The 17,450-nt window shown below is 70.7% G+C and carries 15 protein-coding genes; 10 read left to right on the top strand and 5 right to left on the bottom strand.

Annotation, left to right across the window (positions count from 1 at the left end; genetic code table 11):
- Window positions 1-29: 29 nt before the first annotated feature.
- From ACGFZS_RS34685 to ACGFZS_RS34705, 5 genes are all read right to left on the bottom strand, one after another.
- Window positions 30-362 carry a hypothetical protein gene (locus ACGFZS_RS34685; protein WP_365682242.1) on the bottom strand — a complete coding sequence of 111 codons (333 nt, stop codon included), beginning with the start codon at window positions 360-362 and terminating at the stop codon, window positions 30-32.
- 123 nt (window positions 363-485) lie between these two features.
- Window positions 486-1,466 (bottom strand): cation diffusion facilitator family transporter, encoded by a 981-nt coding sequence (locus ACGFZS_RS34690; RefSeq protein WP_393798429.1) that lies wholly within the window; start codon window positions 1,464-1,466, stop codon window positions 486-488.
- A gap of 9 nt (window positions 1,467-1,475) precedes the next feature.
- Entirely contained in the window at window positions 1,476-2,342 is an 867-nt protein-coding gene (gene tesB / locus ACGFZS_RS34695; protein WP_365682238.1) for an acyl-CoA thioesterase II, read from the bottom strand.
- 35 nt (window positions 2,343-2,377) lie between these two features.
- Window positions 2,378-3,535 carry an acyl-CoA dehydrogenase family protein gene (locus ACGFZS_RS34700; RefSeq protein ID WP_355710556.1) on the bottom strand — a complete coding sequence of 386 codons (1,158 nt, stop codon included), beginning with the start codon at window positions 3,533-3,535 and terminating at the stop codon, window positions 2,378-2,380.
- Window positions 3,536-3,666: 131 nt separating this feature from the next.
- Entirely contained in the window at window positions 3,667-4,260 is a 594-nt protein-coding gene (locus tag ACGFZS_RS34705) for a TetR/AcrR family transcriptional regulator (protein WP_393660447.1), read from the bottom strand.
- A gap of 86 nt (window positions 4,261-4,346) precedes the next feature.
- On the opposite strand from ACGFZS_RS34705, the gene ACGFZS_RS34710 reads away from it, so the two are divergent.
- The 10 genes from ACGFZS_RS34710 to ACGFZS_RS34755 all read left to right on the top strand — a co-directional run bounded on the left by ACGFZS_RS34710 (window position 4,347) and on the right by ACGFZS_RS34755 (window position 17,434).
- Window positions 4,347-5,963, top strand: a complete 1,617-nt coding sequence (locus ACGFZS_RS34710; RefSeq protein ID WP_393798430.1) for a carboxyl transferase domain-containing protein — start codon at window positions 4,347-4,349, stop codon at window positions 5,961-5,963.
- A gap of 11 nt (window positions 5,964-5,974) precedes the next feature.
- Window positions 5,975-7,903, top strand: coding sequence for a biotin carboxylase N-terminal domain-containing protein (locus ACGFZS_RS34715; protein ID WP_393798431.1), 1,929 nt, complete (start codon window positions 5,975-5,977; stop codon window positions 7,901-7,903).
- Window positions 7,900-8,832 (top strand): hydroxymethylglutaryl-CoA lyase, encoded by a 933-nt coding sequence (locus ACGFZS_RS34720; RefSeq protein ID WP_393798432.1) that lies wholly within the window; start codon window positions 7,900-7,902, stop codon window positions 8,830-8,832. Before ACGFZS_RS34715 ends, ACGFZS_RS34720 begins: the two co-directional genes overlap by 4 nt.
- A gap of 5 nt (window positions 8,833-8,837) precedes the next feature.
- Complete coding sequence (locus tag ACGFZS_RS34725) at window positions 8,838-9,998, top strand: acyl-CoA dehydrogenase family protein (RefSeq protein WP_393798433.1); 1,161 nt, start codon at window positions 8,838-8,840, stop codon at window positions 9,996-9,998.
- 292 nt (window positions 9,999-10,290) lie between these two features.
- A complete protein-coding gene (locus ACGFZS_RS34730; RefSeq protein WP_393798434.1) occupies window positions 10,291-11,340 on the top strand; it encodes an ABC transporter substrate-binding protein in 1,050 nt (349 codons plus the stop codon).
- A gap of 47 nt (window positions 11,341-11,387) precedes the next feature.
- Complete coding sequence (locus ACGFZS_RS34735) at window positions 11,388-12,260, top strand: siderophore-interacting protein (protein ID WP_393798435.1); 873 nt, start codon at window positions 11,388-11,390, stop codon at window positions 12,258-12,260.
- A gap of 159 nt (window positions 12,261-12,419) precedes the next feature.
- On the top strand, window positions 12,420-13,862 hold the full coding sequence (desA, locus tag ACGFZS_RS34740) for a lysine decarboxylase DesA (RefSeq protein WP_393798436.1): 1,443 nt from the start codon (window positions 12,420-12,422) through the stop codon (window positions 13,860-13,862).
- Entirely contained in the window at window positions 13,846-15,123 is a 1,278-nt protein-coding gene (locus tag ACGFZS_RS34745) for a lysine N(6)-hydroxylase/L-ornithine N(5)-oxygenase family protein (RefSeq protein ID WP_393798437.1), read from the top strand. Before desA ends, ACGFZS_RS34745 begins: the two co-directional genes overlap by 17 nt.
- Window positions 15,120-15,668, top strand: coding sequence for a GNAT family N-acetyltransferase (locus ACGFZS_RS34750; RefSeq protein WP_393798438.1), 549 nt, complete (start codon window positions 15,120-15,122; stop codon window positions 15,666-15,668). Before ACGFZS_RS34745 ends, ACGFZS_RS34750 begins: the two co-directional genes overlap by 4 nt.
- Window positions 15,665-17,434: an IucA/IucC family protein gene (locus tag ACGFZS_RS34755; RefSeq protein ID WP_393798439.1), complete on the top strand. Its 1,770-nt coding sequence runs from the start codon at window positions 15,665-15,667 to the stop codon at window positions 17,432-17,434. Before ACGFZS_RS34750 ends, ACGFZS_RS34755 begins: the two co-directional genes overlap by 4 nt.
- The last annotated feature ends 16 nt before the right edge of the window (window positions 17,435-17,450 follow it).

The following is a 17,450-nucleotide window of genomic DNA, read 5'->3' on the forward strand; positions in this document are numbered from 1 at the left end:
GTCACTGGTTTGTCTGCGTCCGGTCCGGCTCAGAAGCCGAACCCGCTGATCCCGCCGAACCCGAACCCGTTGAGGCCGCCGAAACCGCCGAAGCCGCCGAACCCGCCGCTGACGACGGTGGGGACGACCACGACAGGGACGACGGGCACGACGGGGACGAACCCGAAGTTGCCGAAGCGGCAGCCGTTGTTGAAGCCGCCGAACCGGGAGTTGTTGCAGCCGAAGCCGCCGGTGACGACGTTCTGATGAGTGGAGGCGGGGGCCGCCGAGGCGGTACCCGCGGCGCCGATCGCCGCACCGCCGGCCAGCAGCAGGCCGGCGGCGGACATCGCGGCGAGACGCCTCGCGCGCTGTACTCGCATGGGAAATACCTTTCTGCCGGACATACGTCCGCTACGCGGCACGTCCGCTATGCGGCACATGCACTGTGCGGCATTTCACTCATAGAGCTTAATATCCGACAAACCGGACGGCACTTCGGAAGATCACCTACCGTGATCCTCCGAGGTCGCGGGCCCCGGAGTGGGGTCCAGATACACCCGGCCGATCGCCGGGAACGCGGCCCGCAGCCGCTGCTCGGCCCGCTCGCACGCCCACTCGATCTCGGCGGCCGTGGAGACGTCCCGGAAGTCCACCTTGGCGGCGACCAGCGCCTCGTCCGGCCCCTGCACCAGCGTGGTCAGCTCCAGTACGGCCACGATGTGCTCGGACTCCAGCAGCTCCGCGCGGATCCGCTCCCGTACCTGCTCCGGCAGCGGCCGTCCGATGAGCAGCTCGGCGTTGGACCGGCCCAGCACCCAGGCGACGTAGAGCAGGAGCAGGCCGATGAGGAGGGAGGCGAGGCCGTCCCAGACGCCGGAGCCGGTGAGCTGCCCGCCGAGCAGGCCGCCGGCCGCGAGCACCAGGCCGACGAGCGCGGCCGAGTCCTCCAGCACCACGGCCTTCACGGCGGTGTCGGGGGTGTACCGGAGGTAGCGCTTGAACGGTGCCTTGAAGCGGGCCGCCTCGCCGCGCGCCTGCCTCAGCCCCGTCCGCAGCGAGTACCCCTCCAGCACGAAGGCGACGGCGAGCACGATGTACGAGACCAGCGGGTCGCCGAGCTTCTCCCCCTCGGCCAGGGTGTGGATGCCGTCGTAGAGCGAGAAGACCGCGCCGCCGACGAAGGTGGCGACGGCGGCGAGCATGGCCCAGATGTACCGCTCGGGGCCGTAGCCCAGCGGGTGCTCCTCGTCGGCGGGCTTCTCGCTGCGTTTGAGGGCGGTGAGCAGCAGGATCTCGGTGACGGTGTCGGCGACCGAGTGCGCGGCCTCGGAGAGCATCGCGCTGGAGCCGCTGATCACCCCGGCGACCGCCTTGGCGAGCGCGATCCCGAGGTTGGCGAGGGCGGCGACGATCACCGTGCCCGTGCTCTCGCCGCCGCTCGGCCGGGCTTGTTCCGCCTGCTGGACTTGCTGGGCTTGGGCCATGCCCCAGTCTTACCTGGGGACGCGGACCACACCCTCCTGGATCACGGAAATGGCCAGGGAACCGTCCTGGGTGTAGATGCGGGCCTGCCCGAGCCCGCGGCCGCCGTGCGCGGACGGTGACTCCTGGTCGTACAGCAGCCACTCGTCGGCGCGGAACGGCCGGTGGAACCACATGGCGTGGTCGAGCGAGGCCCCGACGACGTCCCCGACGGCCCAGCCGCCGCGGCCGTGCGCGAGCAGGACCGAGTCGAGCAGGGTCATGTCGGAGACGTAGGTGGCGAGGACGACGTGCAGCAGGGGGTCGTCGTCGAGCTTGCCGTTGGTGCGGAACCAGACCTGGCTGTGCGGCTCGCGCGGCTCGCCGAACTTCCCGTACGGCGGCTCGTCGACGTACCGCAGGTCGATCGCCTCGCGGGCCTCCAGGAACTTCTCGACCACGGCGGACGGCAGATGGTCGTAGCCGCGCAGCCGCTCCGCCGAGGTGGGGAGGGTCTCCGGGTCGGGCGCGGGCGGCATCGGGGCCTGGTGGTCGAGGCCGTCCTCGTACAGCTGGAAGGACGCGGAGAGGGCGAAGATCGGGCGGCCGTGCTGGACGGCGACCGCGCGCCGGGTGGTGAAGGAGCGGCCGTCGCGGATGCGCTCGACGTTGTAGACGATGGGCGCGCCCGGGTCCCCGGCGCGCAGGAAGTACGCGTGCAGGGAGTGGGCGTGCCGGTCCGCCGGGACGGTACGTCCGGCGGCGACCAGCGCCTGGGCCGCGACCTGCCCGCCGAACACGCGCGGGACGACGGCGGACCGGGACTGGCCGCGGAAGATGTTCTCCTCGATCTGCTCCAGGTCGAGCAGGTCGAGGAGATCACTCAGTGCCTCGTTCATGGCACCTTTTCTACTGGCCGGGGATTGCGCGGGCCTTACAGGCCCATGTCCTTCGCGATGATCGTCTTCATGATCTCGCTGGTGCCACCGTAGATGCGGTTGACGCGGTTGTCCGCGTACAGGCGGGCGATCGGGTACTCGTTCATGAAGCCGTAGCCGCCGTGCAGCTGGAGGCAGCGGTCGATGACGCGGTGGGCGACCTCGGTGGCGAACAGCTTGGCGCTGGCGGCCTCGGCGGGGGTCAGCTCACCGGCGTCGAGGGCCTCCGTGGCGCGGTCCACGACGGCCTCGGCCGCGTCCACCTCGGCCTGGCAGGCGGCCAGCTCGAACTTGGTGTTCTGGAAGGCGGCGACGGGCTGACCGAAGACGACCCGCTCCTGCACGTACTGCTTGGCGAACCGTATGGCGGCCTTGGCCTGCGCGTAGGCGCCGAAGGCGATGCCCCAGCGCTCGGAGGCGAGGTTGTGGCCGAGGTAGTAGAAGCCCTTGTTCTCCTCGCCGAGGAGGTCCTCGACGGGGACCTTGACGTCGACGAACGCGAGCTCGGCGGTGTCGGAGGTCTTCAGGCCCAGCTTGTCGAGCTTGCGGCCGACCGAGTAGCCCTCGGCCTTGGTGTCCACGACGAACAGGGAGATGCCGTGCCGGCGGTCCTCCTTGGTCGGCGCGGAGGTGCGGGCGCAGACGATCATGCGGTCGGCGTGCACGCCACCGGTGATGAAGGTCTTGGCGCCGTTGAGGACGTAGTGCGTGCCGTCCTCGGAGAGCTTGGCGGTGGTCTTCATGCCCGCGAGGTCGGAGCCGGTGCCCGGCTCGGTCATCGCGATGGCCCACATCTCCTCGCCGGAGACGAACTTCGGCAGGTACCGCTTCTTCTGCTCGTCCGTGGCCAGCAGCTTCAGGTACGGCAGGCCGAGCAGCACGTGCACACCGGAGCCGCCGAAGGCGACGCCCGCGCGGGCGGTCTCCTCGTACAGGACGGCCTCGAACTTGTAGGAGTCGATGCCGGCGCCGCCGTACTCCTCGTCGACGCGGATGCCGAAGACGCCGAGCTCGGCGAGCTTGTAGTAGAAGTCGCGGGGGGCCTGCCCGGCCGCGAACCACTCGTCGTACACGGGTACGACCTCGGCCTCGATGAAGGCGCGGAGGGTCTCCCGGAACGCCTCGTGATCCTCGTTGAACAACGTACGGCGCACGCCGCCACCTCCAGGCACGTCCATCTGTCTAAGCGCTTGCTCAGAGCATTACCGTACCGGCGGGTAGGCGGATGGGTCCAGGGCACGGGAGGGGGGACGGGCGTAACGCTCGTCACGCCCGGGAGGGCCGGTCAGTCGGCCGCCGCCGCGAACGCCCCCTTCGCCATCCGGTGCAGCAGGACCGCCGTCACGCCCCGCCCCGGCAGGGAACCCGGCCGGCCCAGATGCGGGGTGGAGTTCAGCAGGCCGAAGACCGAGTGGACCGCCGAGCGGGCCGCGGGCTCCGCCAGGGCCGGGTAGACCGCGCGCAGGACCTCCACCCACAGCTCGACGTACTGCCGCTGCAGCTGCCGTACGAGCTTGCGGTCGCTGTCGCGCAGGCGGTCCAGCTCCCGGTCGTGCAGGGTGATCAGTGGACGGTCGTCGAGGGCGAAGTCGATGTGCCCCTCGATGAGGGAGTCGAGGACCTCCTCGGCGGGGACCCCGTCGGCCTCCGCCAGGCGCCGCTTCGCCCCCGTCAGCAGCTGCCCGCTGATCCCCACCAGCAGCTCCGCGAGCATCGCGTCCTTGCCCGCGAAGTGCCGGTAGAGACCGGGCCCGCTGATGCCGACCGCCGCGCCTATCTCGTCCACGCCCACACCGTGGAAGCCGCGCTCGGCGAAGAGCCGGGCGGCCTCCTTGAGGATCTGCTCGCGACGGGTCGGGGCGTCGGTTCTCGTGACCATGAAGACAATTCTAGACAGGGAGGTTAGCGGTCGTTAACCTGAGGGAAATGCGTTAACGCTCATTAACAAGATGAGGGGATCGCGGCATGGACCAGGCACCGGAGCTGACGAGCGCGGCGGACCCCGCCTCGGAGGCCTTTCGGGCCAACGAGGAGGCGCACCGCGTCCTCGTGGAGGAGCTGCGCGGCAGGCTCGCGGCGGCGGCGCTGGGCGGGGGTGAGAAGGCCCGGGCCCGGCACACCGCGCGCGGCAAGCTGCTGCCCAGGGACCGGGTGGACACCCTGCTGGACCCCGGCTCGCCCTTCCTGGAGCTGGCCCCGCTGGCCGCCGAGGGGATGTACGACGGGGCGGCCCCGGCGGCCGGCGTGATCGCCGGGATCGGGCGGGTCAGCGGGCGCGAGTGCGTGATCGTCGCCAACGACGCCACCGTCAAGGGCGGCACGTACTACCCGATGACCGTGAAGAAGCATCTGCGGGCCCAGGAGGTCGCCCTCGACAACCGGCTGCCGTGCGTCTACCTGGTGGACTCCGGCGGGGCCTTCCTGCCCATGCAGGACGAGGTCTTCCCGGACCGCGACCACTTCGGGCGGATCTTCTACAACCAGGCCCGGATGTCGGGGGCGGGCATCCCGCAGATCGCCGCCGTCCTCGGCTCGTGCACGGCGGGCGGGGCGTACGTCCCGGCCATGAGCGACGAGGCGGTGATCGTCCGCAACCAGGGCACGATCTTCCTCGGCGGCCCCCCGCTGGTGAAGGCCGCCACCGGCGAGGTCGTCACGGCGGAGGAACTGGGCGGCGGCGAGGTCCACGCCCGCGTCTCCGGGGTCACCGACCACCTCGCCGAGGACGACGCGCACGCGCTGCGGATCGTCCGGAACATCGCCGCGACCCTCCCGGCCCGGCGCGCCCTGCCCTGGGAGGTCACCCCGGTCGTCGAGCCGAAGGCCGACCCCTACGGCCTCTACGGCGCCGTCCCCGTCGACTCCCGCACCCCCTACGACGTCCGCGAGATCATCGCCCGGGTCGTCGACGGCTCCCGGTTCGCCGAGTTCAAGAGCGAGTTCGGGCAGACCCTGGTCACCGGCTTCGCCCGGATCCACGGCCACCCCGTCGGCATCGTCGCCAACAACGGCATCCTCTTCTCCGAGTCCGCCCAGAAGGGCGCCCACTTCATCGAGCTGTGCGACCAGCGCGGGATCCCGCTGGTGTTCCTGCAGAACATCTCCGGCTTCATGGTCGGCAAGGACTACGAGGCCGGCGGCATCGCCAAGCACGGCGCCAAGATGGTCACGGCCGTGGCGTGCACGCGCGTGCCGAAGCTGACGGTGGTGGTCGGCGGCTCGTACGGCGCCGGGAACTACTCGATGTGCGGCCGGGCCTACTCCCCCCGCTTCCTGTGGATGTGGCCCAACGCCAAGATCTCCGTCATGGGCGGCGAGCAGGCCGCCAGCGTGCTGGCCACGGTCAAGCGCGACCAGCTGGAGGCGCGCGGCGAGTCCTGGCCCGCCGACGAGGAAGAGGCCTTCAAGGCGCCCGTCCGCGCCCAGTACGAGCGCCAGGGCAGCGCCTACTACGCGACCGCCCGGCTCTGGGACGACGGGGTCATCGACCCCCTCGACACCCGGCAGGTGCTCGGACTCGCCCTGACGGCCTGTGGCAACGCGCCCCTGGGTGAGCCCCAGTTCGGCGTCTTCCGGATGTGAGGAGGGGACTCGTGTTCGACACCGTACTCGTGGCCAACCGGGGCGAGATCGCCGTCCGGGTCATCCGTACGCTGCGGTCGCTGGGCGTGCGCTCGGTGGCCGTGTACTCCGACGCCGACGCGGAGGCCCGGCACGTCCGGGAGGCCGACACCGCCGTACGGATCGGTCCGGCGTCGGCGGCCGAGAGCTATCTGTCGGTGGAGCGGCTGCTGGCGGCCGCCCGGTCGAGCGGGGCCCGGGCGGTCCACCCCGGGTACGGCTTCCTCGCCGAGAACGCCGGCTTCGCGCGGGCCTGCGCGGAGGCGGGGCTGGTGTTCATCGGCCCGTCCGCCGACGCGATCGCGCTGATGGGCGACAAGATCCGGGCCAAGGAGACGGTGGCGGCGGCCGGGGTGCCGGTGGTGCCCGGCGGCCGTGACCCCGAACTGGCCCTTGCCGCCCGCGAGTTGGGTGCGCCCGTGCTGCTCAAGCCGTCCGCCGGTGGCGGTGGCAAGGGCATGCGGCTGGTGCGGGACCTGACGCTGCTGGACGAGGAGATCGCCGCCGCCCGCCGCGAGGCCCGCGCCTCCTTCGGCGACGACACGCTCCTCGTCGAACGGTGGATCGACCGGCCCCGGCACATCGAGATCCAGGTGCTGGCCGACGGGCACGGGAACGTCGTCCATCTCGGCGAGCGCGAGTGCTCGCTGCAGCGGCGGCACCAGAAGGTGATCGAGGAGGCGCCCAGCGTGCTCCTGGACGAGGCCACGCGGGCGTCGATGGGCGAGGCCGCGGTGCAGGCGGCGCGCTCGTGCGGGTACGTCGGCGCGGGCACCGTGGAGTTCATCGTGCCGGGCGGCGACCCGTCGTCGTACTACTTCATGGAGATGAACACCCGGCTCCAGGTGGAGCACCCGGTCACCGAACTGGTCACCGGGCTCGACCTGGTGGAGTGGCAGCTGCGGGTGGCGGCCGGCGAGCGGCTGCCGTTCGCGCAGGCCGACGTCACGCTCACCGGGCACGCGGTCGAGGCGCGGATCTGCGCCGAGACCGCGTCCGTCAAAGAGGGGGCGCGGGGCTTCCTGCCCACCGGCGGCACGGTCCTCCTGCTGGACGAGCCGTCCGGGGACGGCGTCCGCACCGACTCGGGGCTCAGCGAGGGCACCGAGGTGGGCAGCCTGTACGACCCGATGCTGTCCAAGGTGATCGCGTACGGCCCGGACCGGGAGACCGCGCTCCGGAAGCTGCGCGCGGCCCTCGCGGAGACGGTCACGCTGGGCGTGCAGACCAACGCCGGGTTCCTGCGCCGGCTGCTCGCCCATCCGGCGGTGGTGGCGGGCGAGCTGGACACGGGGCTGGTCGAGCGGGTGGTGGACGACCTGGTCTCCACGGACGTACCGGACGAGGTGTACGAGGCGGCGGCGGCCGTCCGGCTGGAGGCGCTGCGGCCCGTCGGCGCGGGCTGGACGGACCCCTTCTCGGTGCCGAGCGGCTGGCGCCTCGGCGGTACCCCCAAGCCGGTCGGCTTCCCTCTCCGGGTGCAGGAGCCGGTGGAGTACGTCCCGCGCGGCACGCACACCGTGACCGGTGACCGGGTGTCGGTGACGCTGGACGGTGTCCGCCACACCTTCCGCCGGGCCGCCGACTGGATCGGCCGCGACGGCGACGCCTGGCAGGTCCGCGACCACGACCCGGTCGCCGCGTCCCTCACGGGGGTGGGACACGCGGGGGCCGACGCCCTGACCGCGCCGATGCCCGGCACGGTGACCGTGGTGAAGGTCGCCGTCGGGGACGAGGTGACCGCCGGTCAGAGCCTGCTGGTGGTGGAGGCGATGAAGATGGAGCACGTCATCTCCGCCCCGCACGCCGGCACGGTCGCCGAACTCGACGTGAGACCCGGTGCCACGGTCGCCATGGACCAGGTGCTGGCCGTCATCAACCCGGTGGAGGACGCGACATGACACTCCCCATGGTGGTACCGGCGACCGACCTTCCCGCCCGGGTCCGGATCCACGAGGTCGGCGCCCGCGACGGCCTGCAGAACGAGAAGTCGGCGGTCCCCACCGACGTCAAGGCGGAGTTCGTGCACCGCCTGGCCGACGCGGGCCTGACGACGATCGAGGCGACCAGCTTCGTGCACCCCGAGTGGGTGCCCCAACTCGCGGACGCGGAGGACCTGTTCCCCCGGGTCCGCGACCTGCCGGGCGTCGCTCTGCCCGTGCTCGTCCCCAACCGGCGCGGCCTGGACCGCGCCCTGGCCCTCGGCGCCCGCCGGATCGCGGTCTTCGCCAGCGCCACCGAGTCCTTCGCCAAGGCCAACCTCAACCGCACGGTGGACGAGTCCCTGGCCGTCTTCGACCCGGTCGTCCGGCAGGCGAAGGAGGCCGGCGCGCACGTCCGCGGCTATGTCTCGATGTGCTTCGGCGACCCCTGGGAGGGAGCCGTCCCGCTCCACCAGGTGGTCCGGGTCTGCAGGTCCCTGCGGGACATGGGCTGCGACGAGCTGAGCCTGGGCGACACGATCGGCGTCGCGACCCCCGGCCACGTCCTCGAACTCCTCTCCCTGCTCAACGAGGAGGGCGTGCCGACGAACGTCATCGGCGTGCACTTCCACGACACCTACGGCCAGGCGCTCGCCAACACCTACGCGGCCCTGGAACACGGCGTGACGACGGTCGACGCGTCCGCCGGCGGGCTCGGCGGCTGCCCGTACGCCAAGTCCGCCACCGGCAACCTCGCCACCGAGGACCTGGTCTGGATGCTCCAGGGCCTCGGCATCGAGACCGGAGTAGACCTCGGCAAGCTCACCGCCACCAGCGTGTGGATGGCCGAACAACTGGGCCGACCCAGCCCGTCCCGTACCGTCCGCGCCCTCTCCCACCAGGAGTGACGACCATGGACCACCGCCTCTCCCCCGAACTGGACGAACTCCGCCGCACGGTGGAGGAGTTCGCGCACGACGTCGTGGCGCCGAAGATCGGCGACTTCTACGAGCGTCACGAGTTCCCCTACGAGATCGTCCGCGAGATGGGCCGCATGGGCCTGTTCGGGCTGCCGTTCCCCGAGGAGTACGGCGGGATGGGCGGCGACTATCTCGCCCTCGGCATCGCCCTGGAGGAACTGGCCCGCGTCGACTCGTCGGTGGCGATCACCCTGGAGGCCGGGGTGTCGCTGGGCGCGATGCCCCTGCACCTGTTCGGCACTCCGGAGCAGAAGCGCGAGTGGCTTCCCCGGCTCTGCTCCGGCGAGATCCTCGGCGCCTTCGGCCTCACCGAACCCGACGGCGGCAGCGACGCCGGCGCCACCCGCACCACGGCCCGCCTGGACCCCGCCACCGACGAGTGGGTGATCAACGGCAGCAAGTGCTTCATCACCAACTCGGGGACCGACATCACGGCTCTGGTCACCGTCACCGCGGTCACCGGCCGCAAGCCCGACGGCAAGCCGCTGATCTCCTCGATCATCGTCCCCTCCGGCACCCCCGGCTTCACCGTCGCCGCCCCCTACTCCAAGGTCGGCTGGAACGCCTCCGACACCCGTGAGCTGGCCTTCGCCGACGTCCGCGTCCCCGCCGCCAACCTGCTCGGCGAGGAGGGCCGCGGCTACGCCCAGTTCCTGCGCATCCTCGACGAGGGCCGCATCGCCATCGCGGCCCTCGCCACCGGCCTCGCCCAGGGCTGCGTCGACGAGTCGGTGCGGTACGCCAAGGAACGCCACGCCTTCGGCCGCCCCATCGGCGCCAACCAGGCCATCCAGTTCAAGATCGCCGACATGGAGATGAAGGCCCACACCGCCCGCCTCGCCTGGCGCGACGCGGCCTCCCGCCTCGTCTCCGGCGAACCCTTCAAGAAGGAAGCCGCCCTCGCCAAGCTCTACTCCTCCACCATCGCCGTCGACAACGCCCGCGACGCCACCCAGATCCACGGCGGCTACGGCTTCATGAACGAGTACCCCGTCGCCCGCATGTGGCGCGACTCCAAGATCCTGGAAATCGGCGAGGGCACCAGCGAGGTCCAGCGCATGCTGATCGCACGGGAGTTGGGGCTGGTGAGCTGAGACCGCCGGGGGCGGCGGCTCGCCAGACGCCCCCTACTCGCCGCCCGCCTCCTCCAGCGGGTCCAGCGGGCATCCGGCCTGCACCGGGCACCGTCTCCGTGCCGGCCACGGTCTACCGGCCCCGGCAACGAACCGACGCGTCAACAGAAGTCGCCGGTGGGCGAGTTGGGTTCGCAGGGCCTGTCTCGCGCGGGCGGCGCCGGGGGCGGGCCTGGACAAGATCTGAGGTTAGGCTAACCTAAGCAACGACTTGTCCGGCGGTGTTTCCGCACGTCCGAAAGCAGCCACAGCCATGTCCAACGTCAGAGCAGCCCACCTCACCCGCCGTGGCATCCTCGCCGCCGGCGGCGCCCTCGGCCTCGGCGCCGCACTCGCGGCCTGCGGGGACGACGACGCGAAAAGCGGCTCCTCGGACAAGGAGACGACGGCCGCCGCCAAGTCCGGTCCCTGGACGTTCAAGGACGACCGCGGGACCACGGTGAAGCTGGACAAGGCCCCGGCGAACATCGTCGCGTTCGTCGGCGTGGGCGCCGCGCTGTACGACTACGGCATCGAGGTCAAGGGCGTCTTCGGCCCGACGAAGACGAAGGACGGCAAGGCCGACGTCCAGGCCGGCGACATGGACGTCAGCAAGCTGACCGTGCTCGGCAACGAGTGGGGCCAGTTCAACGTCGAGAAGTACGCGGCCCTCGCCCCGGACGTCCTCATCACCACGATGTTCGACGGCGCCGGCACCCTCTGGTACGTCCCGGACGAGTCCAAGGACAAGATCGCCAAGCTCGCCCCGAGCGTCGGCATCTCGGCCTACGACCGTCAGCTGACCGTCCCGCTCCAGCGCGTCTGGGCCCTCGCCGAGTCGCTCGGCGCGGACATGACGGCGAGCAAGGTGACCGACGCGAAGAAGCGGTTCGAGGAGGCGTCCTCCCGGCTGCGCGCCGCCGCCAAGGCGCACCCCGACATCAAGGTGCTGGCCGGTTCGGCCGCCCAGGACCTGTTCTACGTCTCCGGCTCCAACCTCTCCGTGGACCTGGAGTACTTCAAGGCCCTCGGCGTGAACTTCGTGGAGCCCTCGGCGTCCGTGCTGAAGGCGAGCGGCGGCTGGTACGAGTCGCTGAGCTGGGAGAACGTCGACAAGTACCAGGCCGACATCATCATGATGGACGACCGTACGGCGACCATCCAGCCCGCCGACATCACCCAGGCCACCTGGAAGAAGCTCCCCGCGGTCAAGGCCGGCCAGGTCATCGCCCGCTCCCCCGAGCCGATCTTCTCCTACGACAAGTGCGTCGCGACGGTGGAGAACCTCGCCAAGGCAATCGAGACGGCGAAGAAGGTCAGCTGACCCCCACGCCCGCAAGTCCGACAACTTCCTGAGTCTCAGGAGCTCATATGACGACGGCCGTAGCCGCCCCGTTCCGTTTCTTCTCCCTCCAGGTCGTACGGACGAGGCGGCTCGGTCCGTCTCTGGTCCGGGTCACCTTCGCCGGTGCCGATCTGGCGCACTTCCACTCCCACGGACGCGACCAGTCCCTCTCCCTGTTCATCCCCGCCGAGGGGCGGACCGAGCCCGCCGTGCCGATCGAGCTGGGATGGGGGTCCCCCCGCTCGAGCGAAGCCGAGAGTGGGGGAGGGTGGTGGCAGGGGTGGCGGGAACTCCCGGACGACGTACGGGCCGTGATGCGGTCGTACACGCTCCGGGCGCTGCGCCGCGACCCCGACGAGATCGACATCGACTTCGTGCTGCACGGGGTCGAGCCTGGGGCCGCCACCCCGGCCGGACCCGCCTCCCGGTGGGCTTCGCGGGCGGGCGCCGGGGACCGGGTCGTGCTCCTCGGCCCGGCCGTCGCCGACAACCGGGCGATCCGCTTCCGGCCGCCCGAGGACACCGATCTGGTGCTGGTCTGGGGCGACGAGACCGCCGTACCGGCCGCGACCGCCGTCCTCGAATCCCTGCCCGCGGGCACGCGCGTCCGGGCCTGGCTGGAGGTGCCGCACGCCGGGGACGTGCAGGACGTGGTCACCGAGGCGGACGCGGAGATCACCTGGCTGGTCGGCGGCCGGGACGCCCTGACGGAGCTCCGCGCCGCACAACTCCCCTCCTGCGAGCAGCCGTACGCGTGGATCGCGGGTGAGTCGGGGCGGGTGAAGGAGCTGCGCCGGCACTTCGTCGGGGAGCGGGGGATCGACCGGCGCCGGGTCACCTTCGTCGGGTACTGGCGGCAGGGGCTGACGGAGGAACAGCTCCGGGCGGCCGGCGAGTAGTTACGCCCGCCGGCCTGTCGAGCCGCCGACCCTCCGACCCGTCGACGTGACGGCTGTCACGGGAGGGGCAGCGTTTCACTCGCGTTACTTAGGTTAGGCTAACCTAAGTGGAGCCGATCGCTCCCCTCCCCCGCACGGATCGCCCCGGAGGCCCCCCTCATGCGCTCGCACCTGCTCAATGACCTCACAGCGGAGCAGTACCGCCGCTCCGTGACCGAAGGAGTAGAGCGGGTGGCGGCCAAACTCGCCACCACCGACCGGCCGTTCACGGGTGTCACCGTCGACGCCCTCGCCCCCGCCATCGACGCCATCGACCTGGACCGGCCGCTGCACGACACCAGCGCGGTCCTGGACGAGCTGGAGGACGTGTACCTCCGGGACGCCGTCTACTTCCACCACCCCCGCTACCTCGCCCACCTCAACTGCCCGGTGGTCATCCCGGCGGTGCTCGGCGAGGCGGTGCTCTCCGCCGTCAACTCCTCCCTGGACACCTGGGACCAGTCGGCCGGCGGCACCCTCATCGAGCGGAAACTGATCGACTGGACGACCGCCCGGATCGGCCTCGGCGAGGCCGCCGACGGGGTGTTCACCTCCGGCGGCACCCAGTCCAACCTCCAGGCGCTGCTCCTGGCACGCGAGGAGGCCAAGGCCGAATCCCTCGCCGACCTGCGGATCTTCGCCTCCGAGGTCAGCCACTTCAGCGTGAAGAAGTCGGCGAAACTGCTCGGCCTCGGCCCGGACGCGGTGGTCTCCGTGCCCGTCGGCACCGACAAGCGGATGCAGACCGTCGCCCTCGCCCGCGAGCTGGAGCGCTGCGCGCGGGAGGGTCTGGTGCCCATGGCGGTCGTCGCCACCGCCGGCACCACCGACTTCGGCTCCATCGACCCGCTCCCCGAGATCGCCGAGCTGTGCGCGCAGTACGGCGTGTGGATGCACGTCGACGCGGCCTACGGCTGCGGACTGCTCGCCTCCCTCAGGCACCGGGACCGGATCGCCGGCATCGAGCGCGCCGACTCGGTCACCGTCGACTACCACAAGTCCTTCTTCCAGCCGGTGAGTTCGTCCGCCGTGCTGGTCCGGGACGCGGCCACGCTGCGGCACGCCACCTACCACGCGGAGTACCTCAACCCGCGCCGGATGGTGCAGGAGCGCATCCCCAACCAGGTCGACAAGTCCCTGCAGACCACCCGCCGCTTCGACGCCCTCAAGCTGTGGATGACCCTGCGCACGATGGGCGCCGACGGCATCGGCGAACTCTTCGACGAGGTCTGCGACCTGGCCGCCGAGGGCTGGAAGCTGCTGGCGGCCGACCCGCGCTACGACGTGGTCGTGGAGCCGTCCCTGTCCACCCTGGTCTTCCGCTACATCCCCGCCGCCGTCACCGACCCGGCCGAGATCGACCGCGCCAACCTGTACGCCCGCAAGGCCCTGTTCGCCTCCGGCGACGCCGTCGTCGCGGGCACCAAGGTCGGCGGCCGCCACTACCTGAAGTTCACCCTGCTCAACCCCGAGACCACGACGGCGGACATCGCCGCCGTCCTCGATCTGATCGCCGGCCACGCCGAGCAGTACCTGGGAGAGTCCCTTGACCGCGCGTCCTGAAACCCCGAGCAAGACCTACGACTTCGTGGGGATCGGGCTCGGCCCGTTCAACCTCGGTCTCGCCTGCCTCACCGAGCCGATCGCCGAACTGGACGGCGTCTTCCTGGACTCGAAGCCCGACTTCGAGTGGCACGCCGGCATGTTCCTGGACGGCGCCCACCTGCAGACCCCGTTCATGTCGGACCTGGTCACCCTCGCCGACCCCACCTCCCCCTACTCCTTCCTGAACTACCTGAAGGAGAAGGGCCGTCTGTACTCGTTCTACATCCGCGAGAACTTCTACCCGCTGCGGGTCGAGTACGACGACTACTGCCGCTGGGCCGCGAACCGGCTGACCAACGTCCGCTTCGGCACGACGGTGACGGAGGTCCGGTACGAGGACGGCCGGTACGTCGTCACGACGGCCGCCGGGGAGACGTACCGCGCCCGCCACCTGGTCCTCGGCACCGGCACCCCGCCGCACATCCCCGAGGCCTGCCAGGGCCTGGGCGGCGACTTCATCCACAACTCGCGCTACCTCCGGCACAAGGAGGAGCTGCAGTCGAAGGAGTCGATCACGCTGGTCGGCAGCGGCCAGTCCGCCGCCGAGATCTACTACGACCTGCTCAGCGAGATCGACGTCCACGGCTACCGGCTGAACTGGGTGACCCGCTCCCCCCGCTTCTTCCCGCTCGAATACACCAAGCTCACGCTGGAGATGACCAGCCCCGAGTACATCGACTACTACCACGCCCTCCCCGAGGACACCCGCTACCGGCTCACCGCCGAGCAGAAGGGCCTCTTCAAGGGCATCGACGGCGACCTGATCAACGAGATCTTCGACCTGCTCTACCGGAAGAACCTCGGCGGCCCGGTCCCGACCAGACTCCTCACCAACTCCTCGCTCGAAGCCGCCGGTTACGACAACGGCAGCTACACGCTCACACTCCGCCAGGAGGAGCAGGGCAAGGAGTACGAGATCGAGACCCAGGGCCTGGTCCTGGCCACCGGCTACAAGTACGCCGAGCCGGAGTTCCTCAAGCCGGTCCGCGACCGGCTGCGCTACGACACGCACGGCAACTTCGACGTGGCCCGCAACTACGCCGTCGACGTCACCGGCCGGGGCGTGTTCCTCCAGAACGCCGGCGTCCACACGCACAGCATCACCAGCCCCGACCTGGGCATGGGCCCCTACCGGAACGCGTACATCATCCGCGAGCTGCTCGGCTCGGAGTACTACCCGGTGGAGAAGACGATCGCCTTCCAGGAGTTCGCCGTATGAGCACCACCGCCACCCTGACCTTCGCCTTCCGGCCCCTCGACCCGCTCAAGGACGCCGAACTCCTGCACTCCTGGGTCACCCACCCCAAGGCGGCCTACTGGATGATGCAGGACGCGAAACTGGAGGACGTCGAGCGGGCGTACATGGAGATCGCGGCCGACGAGCATCATCACGCGCTGCTGGGGACCGGGGAGGACGGGGCGCCCGCCTTCCTGATGGAGTACTACGACCCGGCCCGTCGCGAGCTGGTGGGGCTGTACGAGCCCGAGCCGGGGGATGTCGGGATGCACTTCCTCACCCCCGCCACCGGCACGCCCGTGCACGGTTTCACCAGGGCCGTCATCACGGCCGTGGTCGCCCGTCTCTTCGAGGACCCGGCGACCCGCCGGATCGTCGTCGAGCCGGACGTGCGCAACACGGCCGTGCACACGTTGAACCAGGCCGTCGGGTTCGTGCCCGTACGGGAGATACAGAAGCCGGAGAAAAGGGCGTTGCTGAGTTTCTGTACACGGGAGCGGTTCGAGCAGGCGGTGGCCGCCGTATGACGCTCGCCGACGCGGTCGCCCACCTGTCCCCCGAGCGCTGGGAGAAGGCCAACCGGCTGCTCATACGCAAGGCGCTCGCCGAGTTCGCCCACGAACGCCTGATCACCCCGGAGGCGGACGGGCCGTCGTACGTCGTCCGCAGCGACGACGGGCTGACCCGCTACCGCTTCACCGCCGTCCGGCGCGCCCTGGACCACTGGCAGGTAGACGCCGACTCCATCAGCCGTACCCGCGACGGCGCCGAACTCCCGCTCGCCGCACTGGACTTCTTCATCGAGCTGAAGACGTCGCTGGGGCTGAGCGACGAGATCCTGCCGGTCTACCTGGAGGAGATCTCCTCCACCCTCTCCGGCACCTGCTACAAGCTCACCAAGCCGCAGGTCCCGGTCGCCGAGCTGGCACGCTCCGGCTTCCAGGCGATCGAGACCGGGATGACCGAGGGCCACCCCTGCTTCGTCGCCAACAACGGCCGGCTCGGCTTCGGCGTCCACGAGTACCTGTCGTACGCCCCGGAGACCGCGAGCCCGGTCCGGCTGGTGTGGCTGGCCGCCCACCGGTCGCGGGCCGCGTTCACGGCGGGGGTGGGGATCACGTACGAGTCGTTCGTGCGGCAGGAGCTGGGCGAGGCGACCGTCGAGCGGTTCGACGGCGTCCTGCGCGACCGGGGCCTGGACCCCGCCGACTACCTGCTCATCCCGGTCCACCCCTGGCAGTGGTGGAACAAGCTCACCGTCACCTTCGCCGCCGAGGTGGCCCGCGGCCACCTCGTGTGCCTGGGCGAGGGCGACGACGAGTACCTGGCCCAGCAGTCCATCCGGACCTTCTTCAACAACTCCCACCCCGAGAAGCACTATGTGAAGACCGCCCTGTCGGTCCTCAACATGGGCTTCATGCGCGGGCTTTCGGCCGCCTACATGGAGGCCACCCCGGCGATCAACGACTGGCTGGCCCAGCTCATCGACAACGACCCGGTGTTCAGGTCCACCGGCCTGTCGATCATCCGGGAGCGGGCGGCCGTCGGCTACCGGCACCTGGAGTACGAGAAGGCGACCGACCGCTACTCGCCGTACCGGAAGATGCTGGCCGCGCTGTGGCGGGAGAGCCCGGTCGCCTCCCTGAAGGAGGGCGAGTCCCTCGCGACGATGGCCTCCCTCCTCCACGTCGACCACAAGGGCGCCTCCTTCGCCGCCACACTGGTCGAGCGGAGCGGACTGACCCCGGCGGAGTGGCTGCGGGCCTACCTGCGGGCGTACTTCACCCCACTGCTGCACAGCTTCTACGCCTACGACCTGGTGTTCATGCCGCACGGCGAGAACGTCATCCTGGTGCTGGAGGACGGCGTGGTCCGGCGGGCGGTCTACAAGGACATCGCCGAGGAGATCGCCGTCATGGACCCGGACGCGGTGCTGCCGCCGACGGTCGAGCGGCTGCGCGTCGAGGTCCCGGAGGACATGAAGCTGCTGTCGATCTTCACGGACGTCTTCGACTGCTTCTTCCGCTTCCTCGCCGCGAACCTGGCGGCCGACGGGGTCCTGGACGAGGACGGCTTCTGGCGGACGGTCGCCGAGGTCACCCGCGAGTACCAGGAGTCGGCGCCCGAACTCGCCGAGAAGTTCGCCCGGTACGACATGTTCGCGCCCGAGTTCGCGCTGTCCTGCCTCAACCGGCTCCAGCTGCGCGACAACCGGCAGATGGTGGACCTGGCGGACCCGTCGGGCGCCCTCCAGCTGGTCGGAACCCTGAAAAATCCCGTCGCGGGGTTCTGATCCAGGCAGACGGGCT

This window comes from Streptomyces sp. NPDC048288, from assembly GCF_043201555.1.
Classification (GTDB): domain Bacteria; phylum Actinomycetota; class Actinomycetes; order Streptomycetales; family Streptomycetaceae; genus Streptomyces.

Coding starts and splice junctions, on each gene's coding strand:
- ACGFZS_RS34725 (WP_393798433.1), top strand. CDS start 8,838: ATGGACCACCGCCTCTCCCCCGAACTGGACGAACTCCGCCGCACGGTG.
- ACGFZS_RS34685 (WP_365682242.1), bottom strand. CDS start 362: ATGCGAGTACAGCGCGCGAGGCGTCTCGCCGCGATGTCCGCCGCCGGC.
- ACGFZS_RS34730 (WP_393798434.1), top strand. CDS start 10,291: ATGTCCAACGTCAGAGCAGCCCACCTCACCCGCCGTGGCATCCTCGCC.
- ACGFZS_RS34750 (WP_393798438.1), top strand. CDS start 15,120: ATGAGCACCACCGCCACCCTGACCTTCGCCTTCCGGCCCCTCGACCCG.
- ACGFZS_RS34735 (WP_393798435.1), top strand. CDS start 11,388: ATGACGACGGCCGTAGCCGCCCCGTTCCGTTTCTTCTCCCTCCAGGTC.
- ACGFZS_RS34720 (WP_393798432.1), top strand. CDS start 7,900: ATGACACTCCCCATGGTGGTACCGGCGACCGACCTTCCCGCCCGGGTC.
- ACGFZS_RS34710 (WP_393798430.1), top strand. CDS start 4,347: ATGGACCAGGCACCGGAGCTGACGAGCGCGGCGGACCCCGCCTCGGAG.
- ACGFZS_RS34755 (WP_393798439.1), top strand. CDS start 15,665: ATGACGCTCGCCGACGCGGTCGCCCACCTGTCCCCCGAGCGCTGGGAG.
- ACGFZS_RS34705 (WP_393660447.1), bottom strand. CDS start 4,260: ATGGTCACGAGAACCGACGCCCCGACCCGTCGCGAGCAGATCCTCAAG.
- tesB (WP_365682238.1), bottom strand. CDS start 2,342: ATGAACGAGGCACTGAGTGATCTCCTCGACCTGCTCGACCTGGAGCAG.
- ACGFZS_RS34690 (WP_393798429.1), bottom strand. CDS start 1,466: ATGGCCCAAGCCCAGCAAGTCCAGCAGGCGGAACAAGCCCGGCCGAGC.
- desA (WP_393798436.1), top strand. CDS start 12,420: ATGCGCTCGCACCTGCTCAATGACCTCACAGCGGAGCAGTACCGCCGC.